The sequence below is a fragment of the Psittacicella gerlachiana genome, assembly GCF_003585965.1.
Lineage (GTDB): Bacteria > Pseudomonadota > Gammaproteobacteria > Enterobacterales > Psittacicellaceae > Psittacicella > Psittacicella gerlachiana.
Genome location: NZ_NRJF01000018.1, coordinates 14,900 through 32,407 on the forward strand (window position 1 = coordinate 14,900; position 17,508 = coordinate 32,407).

At 34.4% G+C, this 17,508-nt stretch carries 9 protein-coding genes; 3 read left to right on the top strand and 6 right to left on the bottom strand.

Annotated elements, in window-relative coordinates; genetic code table 11:
- The first annotated feature begins 224 nt into the window (after positions 1-224).
- Complete coding sequence (locus CKF59_RS00575; protein ID WP_119534043.1) at positions 225-4,751, top strand: coiled-coil domain-containing protein; 4,527 nt, start codon at positions 225-227, stop codon at positions 4,749-4,751.
- A gap of 17 nt (positions 4,752-4,768) precedes the next feature.
- On the opposite strand, the gene CKF59_RS00580 is transcribed toward CKF59_RS00575, so the two are convergent.
- The 5 genes from CKF59_RS00580 to CKF59_RS00600 all read right to left on the bottom strand — a co-directional run bounded on the left by CKF59_RS00580 (position 4,769) and on the right by CKF59_RS00600 (position 14,635).
- On the bottom strand, positions 4,769-6,265 hold the full coding sequence (locus tag CKF59_RS00580) for an FtsX-like permease family protein (RefSeq protein WP_119534044.1): 1,497 nt from the start codon (positions 6,263-6,265) through the stop codon (positions 4,769-4,771).
- Complete coding sequence (locus CKF59_RS00585) at positions 6,258-6,974, bottom strand: ABC transporter ATP-binding protein (protein WP_119534045.1); 717 nt, start codon at positions 6,972-6,974, stop codon at positions 6,258-6,260. Before CKF59_RS00585 ends, CKF59_RS00580 begins: the two co-directional genes overlap by 8 nt.
- Before the next feature lie 3 nt (positions 6,975-6,977).
- Positions 6,978-8,267 (bottom strand): ABC transporter permease, encoded by a 1,290-nt coding sequence (locus CKF59_RS00590; RefSeq protein ID WP_119534046.1) that lies wholly within the window; start codon positions 8,265-8,267, stop codon positions 6,978-6,980.
- A gap of 5 nt (positions 8,268-8,272) precedes the next feature.
- Complete coding sequence (locus CKF59_RS00595; protein ID WP_119534047.1) at positions 8,273-12,430, bottom strand: UvrD-helicase domain-containing protein; 4,158 nt, start codon at positions 12,428-12,430, stop codon at positions 8,273-8,275.
- 105 nt (positions 12,431-12,535) lie between these two features.
- Positions 12,536-14,635 carry a DNA recombination protein RmuC gene (locus CKF59_RS00600; protein WP_119534048.1) on the bottom strand — a complete coding sequence of 700 codons (2,100 nt, stop codon included), beginning with the start codon at positions 14,633-14,635 and terminating at the stop codon, positions 12,536-12,538.
- A 157-nt stretch (positions 14,636-14,792) separates the two neighbouring features.
- Here CKF59_RS00600 and CKF59_RS00605 point away from each other — a divergent pair, with 157 nt between their 5' ends.
- Complete coding sequence (locus CKF59_RS00605; RefSeq protein ID WP_119534049.1) at positions 14,793-15,218, top strand: RNA-binding S4 domain-containing protein; 426 nt, start codon at positions 14,793-14,795, stop codon at positions 15,216-15,218.
- 509 nt (positions 15,219-15,727) lie between these two features.
- The gene (hslO, locus tag CKF59_RS00610) at positions 15,728-16,672 is read left to right on the top strand and encodes an Hsp33 family molecular chaperone HslO (protein ID WP_119534050.1); all 945 of its coding nucleotides are present in this window, start codon (positions 15,728-15,730) and stop codon (positions 16,670-16,672) included.
- A 124-nt stretch (positions 16,673-16,796) separates the two neighbouring features.
- Here hslO and CKF59_RS00615 read toward each other — a convergent pair.
- Positions 16,797-17,508, bottom strand: a 712-nt coding sequence (locus tag CKF59_RS00615; protein WP_222985445.1) for a restriction endonuclease subunit S, incomplete at its 5' end; no start/stop codon positions are given.

Genomic DNA, 17,508 nt, shown 5'->3' on the forward strand with positions numbered 1-17,508 from the left:
CTATTTCAGCGTAAAGTTATTTTCCGAGAATGTGAGGTTTACGGACAGCTGACAAGGCAGCTGAGAGTAAGCCAGGAAGGATAAAAGAGTCATTTTTTTGTAACTAGTTCATATTATACTGCAAAAGCAATATTTGCTCAGCTTTATTCTGCTTTGCCTTGTATAATAGAGAGATAAGAATAAAAAACGATCATTGGTAAATAATTAAATTAATTGCTTAACTTATGAAAAAAACATTATTTTCGGCTTCTGAAGATCCCTTAGATATTTTAGAACCAGCAACACCAGAGGTTAAGTTAAGTTTTTCGCAACTCATGTCGCATTTAAAGTTAATGTTAGAAGTGCGAGATTACCTTTGGCAACAATTAGAACCAGAATTACCTAAGCATCTAGCTCAAGAGTTACACTTAAAGTATGCTTTAAGTGTCGAGGGGTTAATTTGCCCGAATTTAAAGATTAACTCGCAAGGGAAAATTGAAAAAATTATTATAAATTATTACTTTGCGGGTTATAGTGTGATTTTACGTCATGTCTTTACCCAGTTAGTAGCTCAGCTCAAAGAGCAAAGAAATTTTCAAGTGCTGCAAGCAGTAGAGTTTAGTGTAAAGTATGAACCGCAATTATTGCAGTCAGTGCAAGAGTATGATTTACAACTGCAAAAGCAAAGTCGAACGCAAGTAACTAATTATTTACATGATACACAAGTAAGGCAACAAATTTATGCTCAACAAGTACGTCAACTCTTGGGAATAAGTGAACAAGAGTTTGCTCGATTAGTGGGGTATCAAGGTAACTTAGAGCAAGTACACAAACTCTTGCGCGAACGTGAGCGTGCTTTACAAGCTAATGTGCTTGATGTCGATGATCCAGAACTTAATGCACAAATCCATGCTTATGTAGAAAATCAACTAGAAACTCGTTTAACTTATCTCAAAGCTCAGCAACTCTCAGAGCAACAGTCTCAAGCCACTTATCAAGAAGTAAAACCAGCTACTTTACCGAGTTTTGTGAATGAAGAGCAGTTAAGATCACAAATTTTTTGGGAGACTTTAAGTCAGGCTCTTCAAGAAGGTCCTGTAGCACAAATTGCCGAGGCAGTAAGAGCTAAGTACAAGCAACAAACTAAAGCTCAAGTAGTAATCCCCTCAAGTCCGAGCCTCGAAGCTCTGCAAGAGCAAAAGGTAGATTTTACTCAAGAACTCGAGCAACAACAAAAATTGCGTCAGCAACGAGAGTTAGAAATTCTTGTTAGTGCTAATCTCGAAGTGATGACTCGAAAGTTAAGACAAAGCTTTCATCAACAAGGGAAACAACTATTAAAGATTCTCTTTACCAAGCTTGATTTTAAATATTGGCAAGGTTTTTATCAACAATATGCTAATAAGTATTATCAAGCACAAGAAATTCTTAAGAGTAATCCTGAAAATAGCTTAGCTCAAGAGATCTTAACCGTGTTTAAACAACCGGTAAGCAAAAAACTTCTTGGAGATTTTGTTGATTTTACTTTTTCTCACTCTGCTAGTTGGCAAATTGGTGAGCATAAGTTAGATTTTCAACTAGATCAAAAAGAGTTTTTAGAGCAAGCTTTTCGTGATCCGCTTAACTTAATCGAGCTCTATCAAACTTTAGCGGTAGATAATAGTTTAGAGCAAATTATTTGGGAAGATGAGGCGGTAATTAGTAAGGTTTTAGCTGGAATAGATTGGTTTACTTTTGCCGGTAATTATTTTCAAGAGCAAGTAGAACCTCTATTTAATAAAGAGTTAGTGCTTCAGTTTAATCTTACAGACTTAACTGTTTATAATGAAAAAGTACAACAGTTGCAAGCTCAAGAACTCGCGATCCCCGCTCCTTTAACGCAGAGTCAGCAAATAGCTCAGTTAGATAAGATTCAAGCTCAGATTAAGCAGTTAAGAAGTCAACAAGGACAAGAGTTAGCCTTACAGCAAGCTCTTGAATCCCCAAAATGGCAAGCTTATAAAGAGCAATTGCAAGCTTTTGGCTCACGAACTTTAACTTCGAGTTTAGAAGCAAATGCTTTAGAGAAGGAAGAAGAGGCTTTTGGTAAAAGTACAAAAACAGAATTACCTAAAGAGCCTCTAAAGTTAGAAGGATTTAAAGAATCCCAAAAGCTTCAAGAACCGAAAAAGCTCCAAGAAGCAAAAAAGCTTGCAGAGTCTTCAGCCTTGAAAGCTAAGACTACCCCCTCGCTTGCTTCAACTCAGGCTGCTAACTCTCAATTTGCTTCACCAGCAGATTGGGATCTACTCTTAAATAATTTACAGCATAATTTACAACTGCAAGAAAAAGCTGAACAAGAACGTTTAGAGCAGAATTTAGCTCGTAAATTAGAGCAAGAAGAACAAAATCTAGCTTTAAGTAAAGCTAAACAAGAGCAAGGAGAGTTTAGTAAAGAGCAAGAGTACTTGCAGTATAAGCAAGAACAACAAGTTCAAGAGCTAACTAGTAAATTAAAAAACTTACAACAAGAAGTCGTAAAAGTTCTCCCGAAACAGCAACCGAATGCCGAACAAAAAGCTTTAATTCAAGCTTCAAGAGAGCAAGAACTACAGCAACAACAAGTACGTCAATGGGAACAGGCTCAACAGCAAGAGACTATTTGGCAACAATTAGCTCAGCAAGTTCCGCTCTATGCTCAAAGCCCTGAAGCTTATGAGTTTATTGTGCAGTTTACACAAGCTCTTGCTAAAGAGTTGTTTCGTAGTTTGACTTTTAGTGTAAATAATCGCAAGCTTCCTGCCGAGTTATTATCACAATTAAGTAAAGAAAAAAATGCTTATGAATTGGCATTAGCTCGAGGCTATAATCCGGGATATCATCTCTTAAGACTACAAAATAAGTTCTTTAGTCGTCAGGAGAAGAAAGGACGTAAGCTTGCTAACTATTTAGTTTACAGTAGTGATTTTATTGGTAAGGTGCCAAATGAGTTTTTCCTCCATGAAGAAAAAGCTCCTTATGTAGGGAAAATGGGAATGACCTTAGCTCTCAAACATGAAATAAATCAACAGCAAAGAGGAGCTAAGGGAAGCGATGAGCAAGAAAGTTTAGAGTTTGCTTATAAAGGAGAAAGCGAACTTGATACTTTAGATCCAAGTTTACCTTTAGAGCAAGCTATTACTAAGCTAGTAGATCAAAGGTATGAGCGTAAGGATCAAGAGTTTATTCGTCAGCTTTATCATAAGTATATTCATTGGTATCAACAACGAGAAGCTTCTTTACATCAAGAGCAAATTGCACATTATCTTTTTGAACAAGCTCGTGAGCTTTTAGGGAAAAAAGAACAAAAGCAAGCTCTTAAATTAAAAGAACTCATTACCAAACGTACAAAAAATAATCTCGAACTTATAGTACCGATTTTTGAGCAAACCTATGTTCAAGAGCAAGTAAGCATGCGTACACAGCTCTATAAAGACTTTGATTTAATTCAGGCTTTAGTAGAGCTGAGTCAAGCGGGGATTAGCGTTGAGAAATTAATGAAAGTTAGTGCACAACTAAATCAAGAGGAGCATCCAATATTTGCTGGATTGATTGACTTAGTCGCAGATTATCAAGAACTTTTAGGGTTTAAGTTAATAAAAATAACTCATGCAGATCAAACTCTACCTTTAACTGAAAGTGAGTTAAGGGAAAGAGCTAAAACTAGCAAAAAGTATCAAGAGATTCTTGATGATCCACAAAAGTTTGCTTCATGGTTAGCACAAAAACAACAGCAAGAAGCTTTACAAGAGAAACAATTTGCCCAAATGCTCAAGAAGGTACAACAGTTGCAACTAGAGCAACAGCAAGCAGAGCAAGAGTTATTAAAGCAACAAGTGATAGAAGTAAAGCAGTCTAAAGCTAAAGAATCTACCCAAGATTTACATTTGCGAGCATGGGTAGGGACTAAGGTATCGACTTCGGGACAGCAACTTATAAAAAAAGCAGGTTGGAAACAAAACAATAGCTTTAAAGTTGCTCCTGAAGTGAATCAAGTAATTAAGCAACTACAGCGTCAATTACATGAGCAAAAGCAAGTTGAGGAGATAGATTTTACGCAATTTATCGATCATGAGGAGTTAGATTTAATTAATGTTTATCAAAAAATGGTCTTAAATCCTCAGCTAGCTGCTCTAGAAAGCCTTGCTCAAGAAGCTAACTTAAGTAGTTTTTGTGCTTTTAGTGAAGCTCCTTTTGAGCCTTTAAGCTATACTAGCCAAGAGTTGGCACAGTTACAAGCAGAATACACTTGGAAATTAGCACAAGAGGAAAACTCTAATCTTGAGCCTGAGCTTACAATGCAAGGGTTAGAGATCCAGGATGAGGGGGGATTAAATGCTTTTGCTCTTCAGCCTAAGAGTCAAGAGTTTTATTCCTTATTTGAATATAAACAACAAAAAGCTCAGGTTTCTTGGTTGCACGCAAAAGATCCTTGGCAACCAAAAATCGAGAGCGAAGATTTGGAACCTGTTCCTATCGATAATTTAACCCATGCTCCTCATTACCAAAGTTTACAGCAGGAGCAACAAGAGCATTTGCAAGCTTTATTGCAAAAGAAAGTAGACAGTATTTTTACTGCCTCTAATGAGCAAGAGCTAGCCCAAAAGTTAGCTTTAATTAAGCAACGCAATGCCGAACGGCGAGCTCGTGGACAACAAGAGATTAGTTTTGCTGCTCAAGAGCAAGTGAGTTTGGAAGAACAAGCTCAAGAGTTCGAAGCCAAACGCAAGGCATTAAAAAACCTAGAGGATTAAGCTCTAGGTTTATTTTTTTAGGTTAAAAATTTAATATTTATTTGCTCTTTATTAGTGCAATAGCTCGTAAGTAGGGCTGTAAAGAGAGAAATTGCAATAATTGCTAAGGCAATGGTTAGCATGTTACTCAGCTTTAAAGTAACCGGAATATAGTCTATAAAGTAGTTAGAAGCACTAATTACTTCGACTCCCGAACTGAGCAACCAATGACTGAGAGCTTCAAGCCCTAAACTGAGAAGTATGCCGATCGCCAAACCTATTATGACAGCGTGTCCTGCAAGAATTAGACTATAATTCATAAAAATACGATGAATTTGTTGGAGTGAAAGTCCTACTGCTTGCAAACTAGTAATCGACTTTTTCTTATCACGAATTTGAATTAGGATCGCACAGATGACATTAAACCCTGCAAGGGTAACCACAAAGAGTAACCCTAAATTAAGTAAAGACTTAATCATAGGAATGTCATTATAGATATTAGGATAAATTTGTCCCCAAGTACTATAGCTAATTGCTTGCTGACTTTGCCATCCTTCATAAGGACGGATAATGAGATTGTCTGGATCTTGCAGACGAATTTGAAAAGCATTAGCGATTTGCTCTGGAGTTAAAGACTCAGTTTGACAAGTTTGAGCTGAGATCACTTCGCCTTGTGTATTTAATTGCGGACGAGAACAAGTTTGTTTGATTCCTACTAACCCTGTAGCATCATAAATATTTAAGAGGGCAAGTTCTTTATCAAAGAGTCCATTAGAATCTATAATGCCGCTTACGATAAAGTATTGATTTTGTTCAAGACGATTATCTGAAGAAAAAACATACATACGTACGTAATCCCCAAGAGTTACGCCAAGAGCTTGAGCTAATTGTTTACCGAGAATAATACTTGGGGTATTTAAATAATCAGTAAAGGTTATTTCTTGAGGATTATCTTCTTGCTGACTATTCTCTTGAACAGAGGTAGTTGCTTTAGCTACCTCTTGAGTTAAGAGCTGAGCTTTTTTTAGGAGAAGATCTTTGCTCTGCAGATCTAAGCTCGAAGCTAATAAAGTTTCTAAGCCACCTTGTTCCTTGACATAGTCTCCTAAAGAGCTTACTTGAGCATAGGTTTGCGGGTCTACCGCAAAAGCTTGAATTACTCTTTTTTGTGGACCATTTTCCATGAGTACGGTTTTAGAGACTAGAGGACTAATTGCTTCTACATTATGAAAGCGTTTAAACTGGGACTCTAATGCTTCTCCTTGGCTAAACACTTGCCCATTAGGCGTAAAAATTAAGGCTTGAGGAATTAAATTTAAAAACTTAGTATGTAGTTGTTTATCAAAACCATTAATTACGGCATTGGTAAGAACAAGAATAGCAATACCTAAGATAATTCCAATTTTGGTTAACCAATTAATAAAGGATAACACCCGAATACTAGATTTAACTTTATAAAAGCGCCAAGCTATCTTCCAAGTTAGAGCCAAGCTTGTTCCTGTACCAGCTTGTGGACTAGGTAGAGCTTTAGACATTTTGTTTTAATCTCCCATTATCAAGATGCCAATGTATAGGTAAGCTTTGAGCAATGTCAGGATCATGAGTTACGAGGAGAATACTCGTAGCAAAGTCTTGACTTATACGAGTAATTAATGCCATAACTTCACTCGAAGTCTCTTGATCAAGATTCCCTGTAGGTTCATCGGCAAGAATTAATTTAGGGTTATTAATTAAAGCGCGAGCGATAGCTACCCTTTGTCTTTCCCCTCCTGAGAGCTGATCGGGATAGTGATGCATACGAGCTTCTAAGCCCATATAGTTTAAGAGTTCGTGTGCTCGTTGTTTTGCTACTTGCGGATCGAAATTGCCAATTTGTGCAGGAAGCATAACATTTTCGAGGGCAGTAAAATCTGGTAAAAGGTTATGAAATTGAAAAATAAACCCTAAATCTTGATTTCTGAGTTGATTGATTTCTTTAGCAGACATTAAAGCTAAGTCTTGTCCTTGCCAGTAAATGGTATCTGGAGCAACTTTTTCAAAGCCAGCGAGTAAGTAAAGTAATGAAGACTTACCATTCCCAGATTTCCCGACAAGAGAGATTTGCTCACCAGCATGAATCTTAAAGCTTAAATTTGAAAAAATTACCGTTTGTTCAGGTTGAGCAGAGTTAATCTCTCCTTTGGTAACCTGAGCTTGGTTCTTAAGATAAGCTAAAGAAAGGTTTTTAACTTCTAAAATAGTCATAGTTTAACGTAAAATTTGTGCGGGACGAATGCGAATAATAAAGTAGCCAGCAATAGCTGTGGCAAGGAAAATAATTGCTGAACAGCTAAGATAAGTAAAGGCTACTTCAAAATAGTCAATTTGTAAGGGAATCCGAATATTAAGATAAATATTGTAATGAGACCAAAAACTAGTAGCGAGTATAAAGAGGATTAAACTAAAAATATTAGCTCGTATGAGTAAGCCTAAGACCATGAGTAAAAAGACTTTATTTAACGACGGTGTAGGCATCCCTAAAACATTGAGAATCGCTATGTCTCGATCTTTCTCGACAATAATAAAACTAAAGGTAATTAAACAACTTAAAATCGCAATAATAATTAGTAGCGAAGTTAAGGTGGTAGTTACTTGACCTTCGGTTTTTATTGAACTAAAGATTATGGCAAGACGTTGACGCCAATCGCTCGCTTGAGTTACAGCGAGTTTATTAGTTTGAGCTTGCCCTTGATAACTAAAGTCTCCTTGGTAGGTTAAGTGGAGATATTGAGCTAATTTAGGCATAAGCTTATCTATAGCTAAAGGATCTTTTAAAAAGATATTGAGCTGATGAAGATTACGCTCAAGATTTAATCTCGCAATATCATACACATTGGTATACCAAGTATTATTTAAGCCTTGATCTTGGTAAATGTAACTTATGGTAAATTGACGCATTACCGGCATAAATCCCGTGGGGAGATAAGTAGATTTTTCGCTATTAATTAAAGTAACTTGATCTCCTACTGAAAGACGATAGTTATAAGCTAAGCTTTCTGGAATAGCTAAAGTAAAGCTACTTGGAGCCAGGTTAAGTTGGGCTACATCTTCAGGAATATTAATCGGAGCCTTGCTATGTGCATTAAGATTTTTTCTTGTTTGAGGATCTTGATTATCGAGTCCTAAAACCTGCCCCTCAATGAGATTATTGTCTACCTGCATAAAGAATTTACCGCCAGCATAGAGATTAAGCTGGTTAATTTGTTCTTTAAGAGGGCTTTGACTTAATAACTGATAAGCCTGCTCAAGGTCAGCGGTAGGCTGACCATTGCTGGCTAAAGGTTGATTAAAGGTGACAATAATTTGTGGCGTATAGTTGAGCAATCTCTCTTTTTGAAATTGCTGCATGGAGTTTAAAATAGTAGTGATTAAGGCTATAGCTAGGGTCGCAAGGACAAAGGCAATAATCGATAGCCAATAGCTAACCTTAGTAAATCGGGTACGACGTACCGATTTCCCAAACCTACTACTTAAATAAAAGATTAAAGATGAAAACATAAAACTTATTGATTAATAATGAGATCGCTTAGTTCATCTAAGAGTTGATGGCTCGGCATTTGAGCAAAAATCCCATACTTTTCTCTTTGAGGTTTATAAAGTAAACCACGTAAGAATAAGTGCATACCGATAAATTTAATTTCTTTTAACTGTTCGGGATTATGAGCAAAAATATTTTGGCGACAGTGACCATATACGGCAGCTAAATAAATATACATTTGCAGAATATAACCACTACTAAGCATTTTTTCTCTTAACTGTCCTCGATATGCCTCAAGATTTGCTCCAAGATAATTGGTTTTATAGTCGATGACGATAATTTCTTGTTCGGTAAAGATAATTAGATCGATAAAACCATTAAATTGATCTATTTCGAGATCAAAATCTGCAGTTAAAGAAATAATCTGATGTTTGGCAAGAATTTTTACAAATTCGGGAATAAGCTTTCTAAACTTCTCTTGGTTTTGAGGCTGATTAAAGTAAAACTCCCATTCGGTAGTAGTGCTTATAGTTTCTTTATTCGCCTTAGTATTTAAATAGAGAAAGTTTTCATGATTTCCTTGTTTAGGAAGAGCATTAATTGCTTGCTCGAGATCATTACTACGACGTAAGAGATTGAGATCTAAAAGCGGATACTCGAGGGTAGCTCCAACCAGACGTTGAGTAGCTAGAGTTTCACTTACCTGAGCAAAGTTTATGTACCTTTGGATAAAGGACTTTAGCGTAAAATCATTTTGAGCAAACTCTTCAAAAAATACTTCAAAGAAGTTGTGTACTTTAGTTCCAAACTCTGAACCTCGAGGTAGGTTACGATTTACAAGGATAAACTCTTGTTCACTATCAACTGCATATTGGCTAAAGTTCGGGAGTTTCTGTACTATATTTGCTTCTAAACTGTCAATAAATTCTTGTTGTTCATTACCATCTAGAAGCTCAATTTCCAGTTCAGTGTCTTTTTGTTCTTGAGCTGGGGATTGAGCCAAGAGAGAGCTAAGATCAGGAGCTGTATTTGCTTCTAGATCAAGATGAGCTAAAAAAGTCTCATTAACACTAGAAAAGCTTCGCTTTTGATAACTCGGAAGTTGTTGTTTGAGCTCTTGAGTAGTCATTTGCGGATAGAGATAATTGAGTTTTTGTCTCACCGCTAAAGATTGACTGCTCAGACTTTTTCCTAATAACTCTAGTTGTTCCCAAGTTAAGTTATTTACTTGTGGAGTCGGAGTAGAGGTTAAGCTCTTTGTCCCTGCTTTTTGCATTTGTTGAAGTAAAGTCTGTAATCCTACTGTATATTGTGGATGTACAGGGAAGAGTTTTAACTCATTTTCAGGAGTTAAGTGTAGAGTTTGAGCTTTAAACTTATCTAAATCTGCAAGAGAAGTTTGAGTTGTAGCGACTATTGGTGAAGCTATTTCATACTCTTGTGCCATACTCGCTAAAGTACCCAGTGGAATAAACTCTAAGAGCTTTGGAGTGAAAGTTTGCAGAGCAGTCTCAGAAGTATACACTTGACGATAAAAAGCAAGTAAAGAGGGAGTATTTCCTTGTTTTTGTGCTTGTGTACTAAATTCTAGATAACTTGGAGCTAACTCACTAGTAAAACTGATTCCAGTTTGATTGGCGTAAGGAGTTAGGTTTAAGGATTCTAAGTTAGCATATTCTTTAATCGCTTCCATGAGGTCAGGATTAAGGAAATAGAACATAGCTACCTGTGCCCTTGTCGCCGCTACATAGAGTAAACGAGCGGTATCACTTTGTTTTATATCTTGAAAATAACGATATTCAATTAAATCATTATAGTTATAGAAGTTAGCAAACTTAGGTTGAATGGAATCGAGATTCCATTTAACTTCTTCTTTAAGTGAACGCACACTTTTTCCGCTGTAAGCAAGAACAAGAGGAAACTCTAGACCTTTAGATTTATGCATGGTCATAAGCATAACTTTATCACCAGTTTGGAAGCCTTGTCCTTGATTGAGTTCATGAGTTTTTTTACTTTTAATCAATAGGTCTTTACCTTGATCATAAAACTCTTTAATAAAGTGAGGATCTTCTAGTTGAATTAGAGTTTGAGCTTGATCTTGCGGATTAGCAAGCATTTCTAAGAGTAAATTAAAAGTTTGCCAAAGATTTTCTGCAAAATTTTGAGGAAGTTTTAAGTTGGCAAAGACTACATTGGTTTTAATTAGAGCATCAAGAGTTCGCGTAAGACTTTGCTCTTGCCACATTTTTTGCCAATCTTTTAATTGCTGTTTTACTTCGAGGTAAAGATTAGCTTCGACTAGAGTTTGTTCGATTTTTTCTAAGGTTAATCCTGATAAACTCGAGTAAATATACTTACGAACTAGAGTTTGATTATTCGGATCACAAATAGCTTTGAGGCAAGTAGTGAGATCTTCTAAAATAAAAGCATCATCTTGTCCGCCTTGTCCTTTGATATCACTATCAATTTGGTGGCGAAATTTTAAGAGATTAGCTAAAGTAACTACTTCATTGTTATTGCCGGTAAGAATGCAAATATCACTCGCTTTAATCGGTTTTAGGTGTTCTTGGGCATGAGCTTGTAAATGTCTTGGCTCAATAAAGAATAATTGATGCTTTTTCCCAAGCTCTACAAGTTTAGCAATAAAGGCAACAAGAGCCTCTTCACTTGAAAGCTTGTTTTCTTCTTGATTAACTACAAAATTTAAAGGATTAACAATTTCTAGTTCCCCATCTTGTTTACGCACCACAAGTACTGGTTTTTCAGGATTTCCCGCTTCCACAACTTGATATTTAATTTGCGGTAAAGTAAAGAAGTTGCTATTTGCAGTAAATAAGTAGTTACAAGCTTCAATAAAGATTTTGCTAGAACGATAGTTTTTATTGAGATCAGGAGCCTTAACCGCAGTCTCTTGAGCTTCAAAGTAATTAAAGATATCTGCTCCCCTAAAAGCATAGATAGCTTGTTTAGGGTCACCAATCATAATTAAGCCTTTTTCTGCCTCTTGCTTATATTCAATAAAGAGGCGCTTAATAATTTCAAATTGGATTGGCGAAGTATCTTGGAACTCATCAATAAATACAAATCGGTATTTATTATTAATGATTTCTAGAGCGGTTGCATAGTCAGTGTTTTGACTTAGAGTTAGTTTTTGTAGTAAAAGAATTGCTTTACTATTTAAGTCTAACTCTTTATTTTTAAAACAATAATGTAAGAACTTAGTTAGAACTTTGTGGGTAAAGAAAATTCTTAATTGGTTAAAGAGATCAACTTGAGTTACCGTATTTATTTGAGCATTTTTATAAAGATCAAATAAGCTAGTTTGCTCATTAAAGCCATATTGATAATAGAGTTTAGCTACATCTTCAGGAGAGATGTTTTGATAAATGGCATTAACAATAAAGGTGAGTAAAGAATCTTGATACCTTTCACTAATAATGCGATGATCTGAAAAGTAATTTTCTTTTACATTGATTTTTGGTAATTCAGGATGTTTATGACTAACTAAATTCCCAGTTGCGAGCTGACATAATTCCTCAAAAACTTTAACTCCATTTGCTCCTTGGGCATCAATAAAAGCAATTTGTTCACGTAAAGTACTACTTAAACTCATGCGAAAAATATCAGCTCGACGGTCATTGAGTTTTTTGAGATCACTAATGGGGAAAGTACGAATGGTATCAGGATCGAGTTCACTATCGATTTCTACTATGGCATCGCCAATAAACTTATCAAGAGTTTTAATAGAAAATTCATTGGTTAATAATTCTTGCTCGAGAACTTGATATGCTTGAGTTAAACGATCTTCACAACAAAGTTGTTCGAGACATCTTTGCGTAAATTCATCGAGTTTTTCCTCTTGGCTTAAAACACTAAAAGCTTGTTCTGAGGTAAGATCTTGAGTTTTGCTAAGATGTAATAGCTTACCTATGAGCAGTTGTAAAGAACGCATGCGAGCGATTACACGCTCTTGCATTTCATTAACTGAGTTATTGGTAAAAGTAACGAGTAAAATTTCTTTTGCTTGATAAAAACGTGTTAGTTTCGTCTCTCCTAAGTTAAGTAAGAGACGAATAAACATATTGACGATCGAATAGGTTTTACCGGTCCCGGCACTAGCTTCAATGAGGCTAGTTTGGTTTAAGGTAAAGGTAAAAGAATCAAAAGAGTTTTTAGGGTGCATAAATTAAAAATGGTAGTAGTGAGGTTTTTACAGTTTATTATAACTTATATCAACCTAGGCTAAACTAAATAAAACCTCTATTAGAGAACTAATAGAGGCTAAGAATTAAGGTTTAGTTAAGTCTTCATATTCTTTAAAAATAGCATCGTATTCAGCAAAGAAAGAAGAGTTGGACTGCTGATCTTGTTTTTCTTTGAGATCTTGAGAAATAAATTGCAGTTGTTTTTGTACTTCTACCGCTAAGTCATCCGAATCTACTTCAGTTTCTTGTCTTGAAAGGGATTCTTGTCCTAGAATAGATGCTTGCTCTTGAGTTTGTTCTAATTTGAGTTGTTCAGTCTTTTCCTCATCTTGTTCAGGCTCTCCCTCTGCTTGCTCTGTTAACGCAAGAGATTTTTCCTCTAAAACTGCAGTAGAGTTATCCTCTTCTCTTTTTAGAGAAGAGGCCTGATCTTGAGTTGGCTCTGCCTCCTCTTGAGCTGTTGCTAGCTTGGCAAAAAACTCAGGATCAGAATTTGGGAGTAGTTGTTCGCTAACAAATTCATTGAGTTTTTGTTCCGGATCACCATCAGTTTCTAACTCTAGTTTTTGTAGATTATCTAGTTCAAGCAGAGCTTTTTGTGCAGAGTTATTAAAACGTTCTACCCGAGCAATAGCTCCTTTAGAGCTTCCTAAAGCTTTAATCAGTTCATTATATTGTTTATGTAAGGTACGAACGCCATTACCTAAAGCATGAGATCTTTGAGCAATACGAATTACTGCTTCAAAGAAGCTATTTGCCTGTTCAGCAAGCTTTCTGACATTATTTGAGAAGTCATGGTTTTTCCATACTCCATCAATTAATGAAAGCAGAGGAATTAAAGTTGAGTTAGAAACAATTACCACATTTTGTTTTTGAGCTTCTAAGAAAATTTCCGGTTTTTCTTCAGCGAGATAAGCAAGAACATTGTCAATAGGAATATACATTAAGACAAAGTCAGTACTTTTTAATTCAGGAATTTTCTGATAATTCTTTTCTGCAAGATTTTTAATATGAGCCTGAATATTTTTGACTAATTCTTCTCGTGCTTCTTTTTCTTGCTCTTTGGTTTGAGCTTCAAAAGCTTTTAGATAAGAGTTTAAGGTAGTTTTACTATCGATAATAATTTTACGATTACCAGGAAGATTTAGTACGCAGTCGGGAATTAATTTTTGATTATTTACCTGAAATACTGGTTGCATTTGATAATGCATTCCTTTAATTAGTCCGAGGGCATTTAAGGTAACTTCTAGTTGTTGTTCTCCCCAATTCCCTAAAGCTTTTTTATTAGTACCACGTAAAGCATTTGATAGGTTCGTAGAATATTCACGAATCAGATTAATTTGCTTATCAAAATCATTAATCTTGGTTATGAACTTAGCATCAGTTTGAATGTTTTTATCGAGTAATTGACGAGCATTGGTAGTTAACTCTAGCATCTTCTCTTTAAGAGGCTCGGTAATGAGATTAATTTTATTTACACTTTCATTAAAAAATGAAGTTGAGGTATCCTTTACAAGTTTATTTGCTGAGTTTTGAACTTCTTCACGGATAAGTTTTAAGTTGGTATTGGTTTGCTCTTTAATAAAGCTTAGTTGTTCCTCAATTGCAGTTTTTTGTTGTTGCAATTGTTGTTCATGACTGGCTTTTAATTGTTTTAATTGTTCTTGATGAGTTTGCGTTGTTGCATTAAGTTCACGTTGGTACTGCTGTTTAGTTTGTTCTAATTGCAATTGTTGCTGTTGTTTTAATTCTTTAATTTGTTCTTGATAGTTATGTTGCTTTTCATTTAGCTCTTGCACTAGACTTGTGTATTTTTGTTGAGTTAAAGCACACTCGCCCTCAGTACGAGTGTTTTTTTCAATTTGGCTGAAGAGTTGTTCTTTACTCTCTTTGATTTGTTGTTGTAAATTATGAACTTCATGTAATAAGTTTACACTTTGGTTCTTTAAATTAGCTAATTCACTGTCTTGTTGAATATACTTGTATTGTTGTTCTTCACGTTCAATTTTTAATTGTTCAACCTCGCTTTCAAGACTTAAAGCTTTAGTAGTCATATCACTGATATTGTTAGTTAAGCGTTCATTTTCTTGACGAGTCAAAGATAATTTATGCCAAAAGTATAAAGCTAGTAAGAGTAAAGCTAAGCTTACAATTAAAATAAAGTAAAAAATATTTTCATTCATAATTCTCGTTCTCTTTGTTGCTTATGGAATCTGTTTATTATAAAAGAATTTAAGGTGCGATTCTCTTATATTTTATAAAGTTAGTAAAATTCAGTATAATAAAAGTACCTAACTAAAAAGTTTTGAGATTTAGTTAAGAAAAAATCAAGGAGAAACTATGGCAAAAAATTCTGAAGATACTGAATTAAGTGTGCGTCTTGATAAGTGGCTTCATGCTTCTCGTTTTTATAAGACTCGATCTTTAGCTACTCAAATGGTTGAAGGTGGTAAAGTTACTTATAATGGGCAAAGAACTAAACCATCACGTACTGTAGAAATTGGAGCTCAGATAACGCTACAAAAAGGTAATGAAAAGATTACTGTTGTAGTACAAGAGTTAAGTAACCGTCGTACAGCTTATAAAGTGGCAAAAAACTATTACGAAGAAACTCCTGAAAGTGTAGCCTTACGTGAACAAGTAGCAGAACAAAAACGTTTAGAGAAGATGTCTTATACTGCTTCTGCACATAAACCGAATAAGAAAGATCGTAGAACTCTGCAAAAATTCAAGATCGATCGTGCTTCTTTAGATAATTACAATTAGGTTTATTTTTTAGATAGATATCATCAATAATTAACTTTTACTTATACTATTTGATGTAAAAAATGATGACATAAGTTAATGTAGTTAGCATTACTTAATGTCATCTTTCTTTTTGAAGAAGAGATAAAAAAAAGAGATTGTAACTATAAGAAGTTTAGATTTTGTAAAAGATCAAAATAAGTTACAGAAAGTAGACTATTAAGTAGTATCTGAGAATTAACTTAGAATTAAAGTAGTATCTACTAGTGAATCTACAGAGTAAGAGCTGAAAATGTAATGCTTGTTACCTTCTAAACTTGACTTTAGAAGCAAAATTAAGTGTGGTAAAAAGACTGGTAAAGAGAGTTGCGAAATAGACAGGGAACTCTAGAATAAGCAGAGTATATATGAGCATTATGTTTATTCTTACTATTATTTTACGTATAGACGTAAATATTGAAAATAAAATTCTGAGTATGCTATAATAGAGCAGAAAAAGAATAAACAATTTAGAATAATTTTGAGGAAAAATGACAAACGACAAATTTGCGGTATCAGCTGAGCAAGAACTTCTTGGAGTAGCTGATCGTGATTCAATTTATAGATTTTTATTTGACGTAAAACCAGCTCAAGGTTTATGGTTAAATATTCATAAAACTTTAAAAGATTCTTTAGAGCATCAATCTGAATATCCTGTAGCAATTAAAAAGCTTTTAGGTGAATTACTTTTAGTAGGATCAATCCTTAAACACTACTTAAAAACAGATGGTAATTTTTCTTTAGCAATTCAATCTGAAAATACACCAGTAAAAGCTTTATCAGTAAGTTTACGTGATGATACGGCACGTGTAGTGGCTTATTTTGATGAGAATGCTAATCTATCTGCAGAGGCAACATTAGAAGATCTAATTAATCCTGAAGCGAATTTAATTATGTCTGTATACTTTGATGATCGTCAAGTACAACCATACCAAAGTATTATTCGAGTAAACTTAAATTCAATTCAAGATTCAATTCTTGATTATTATCGTCAATCAGTACAGATTCCAGCATTTTTACGTATTGCGTCTGAAGTAGATGTTAATGGTGAGGTTAATGCTTCAGGTTTATTTATGCAGTATATTCCTGATGAATCAGGTACTTTAGATGATTTTAATGGACTGGCAACTTTAGCTTATACTTTAACTGATAATGAATTATTAAAATTATCAGCAAAAGATTTACTATATCGTTTATTTAACCAAGAAGAAGTAACTTTAGCTAAAGAAAAAGAATTAAAATTCCAATGTACTTGTTCAAGTGAAAAGTACTTTAAAGCAATAGCATCATTAGGAAAAGAAGAGTTAGAATCTCATCCTGATGAAAATATTGAAGCAGTTTGTAACTGTTGTGGTAAAAAGTATCATTATGAACTAAAAGATATTTTAGAGTTTATTGATAGTGATGCAGAAAATGATATAGTTGCTACTAAATAGTTAATATTATCTTTAATAATACTCATGTTTGATACTGAGTATATAAAAGTCCTCCTAACTTTAATAATAAAGTACGGAGGACTTTTTATATTTATAAAACATTTTTGAAGTTTTAGATAATCTATTACACAAACATTCTTTGAAGTAAAGCTTTCTTTAATTGTGAAAAATTATCAATTTGATTTTCTTTTAATCTAATAAGATTATCTACATCATTAAGCAATTTTGCTAAGCGTATTTGTTCTTCTAATTTAGGTAACAGAATACTTTGTTCTTTAACTATTTCAGAGTTTAAATTAACTTGAGTTCCTGGTTGACCAGATCTATTCCAATATGATCTGTACCCCTCAAACCATTGAAACATATAATCTATATCAAAATTAGGATTTAAGAAAATTAAAAATCCATCATGAACACCAGTAGGAACTTTGTTAATTACAGGTTTACCTATAGTTGCAGCTATGCTTAATAATAGGTGTGGAGTCATTAGAACTCTAGTTTTATTTTGACCTAATTTGGAAATTCGTTGAGATAAGTAATGTATTCTTCCATTTTGTTCTGTTACGTCTGAAATTCTCAACCATCCTATTTCGCTATTATCATCAAACCATTTAGAATCGTTAATAGGTCGTGGACTTGCTCCTCTAACTATATTTGCTAACTCCCCAAGTTTGTACACTTCATAAGGCTCATTATAAAATTCTTTAAATCTGTATTTTGCTGATGAGTTTAATGGCATTAATGATCTTAATAACGCAACTTTTAAATTTTTAATTTTCGAAAGAACGGTATCCTCAGACTTTTTTATATAGTTTAAATCTTTAAAGAATGCTCCT

What these genes read in the sequence shown, in the direction of transcription:
- CKF59_RS00600 (WP_119534048.1), bottom strand. Translation starts at nt 14,635, where the DNA reads ATGAATGAAAATATTTTTTACTTTATTTTAATTGTAAGCTTAGCTTTA.
- CKF59_RS00585 (WP_119534045.1), bottom strand. Translation starts at nt 6,974, where the DNA reads ATGACTATTTTAGAAGTTAAAAACCTTTCTTTAGCTTATCTTAAGAAC.
- CKF59_RS00580 (WP_119534044.1), bottom strand. Translation starts at nt 6,265, where the DNA reads ATGTCTAAAGCTCTACCTAGTCCACAAGCTGGTACAGGAACAAGCTTG.
- CKF59_RS00590 (WP_119534046.1), bottom strand. Translation starts at nt 8,267, where the DNA reads ATGTTTTCATCTTTAATCTTTTATTTAAGTAGTAGGTTTGGGAAATCG.
- CKF59_RS00605 (WP_119534049.1), top strand. Translation starts at nt 14,793, where the DNA reads ATGGCAAAAAATTCTGAAGATACTGAATTAAGTGTGCGTCTTGATAAG.
- CKF59_RS00595 (WP_119534047.1), bottom strand. Translation starts at nt 12,430, where the DNA reads ATGCACCCTAAAAACTCTTTTGATTCTTTTACCTTTACCTTAAACCAA.
- CKF59_RS00575 (WP_119534043.1), top strand. Translation starts at nt 225, where the DNA reads ATGAAAAAAACATTATTTTCGGCTTCTGAAGATCCCTTAGATATTTTA.
- hslO (WP_119534050.1), top strand. Translation starts at nt 15,728, where the DNA reads ATGACAAACGACAAATTTGCGGTATCAGCTGAGCAAGAACTTCTTGGA.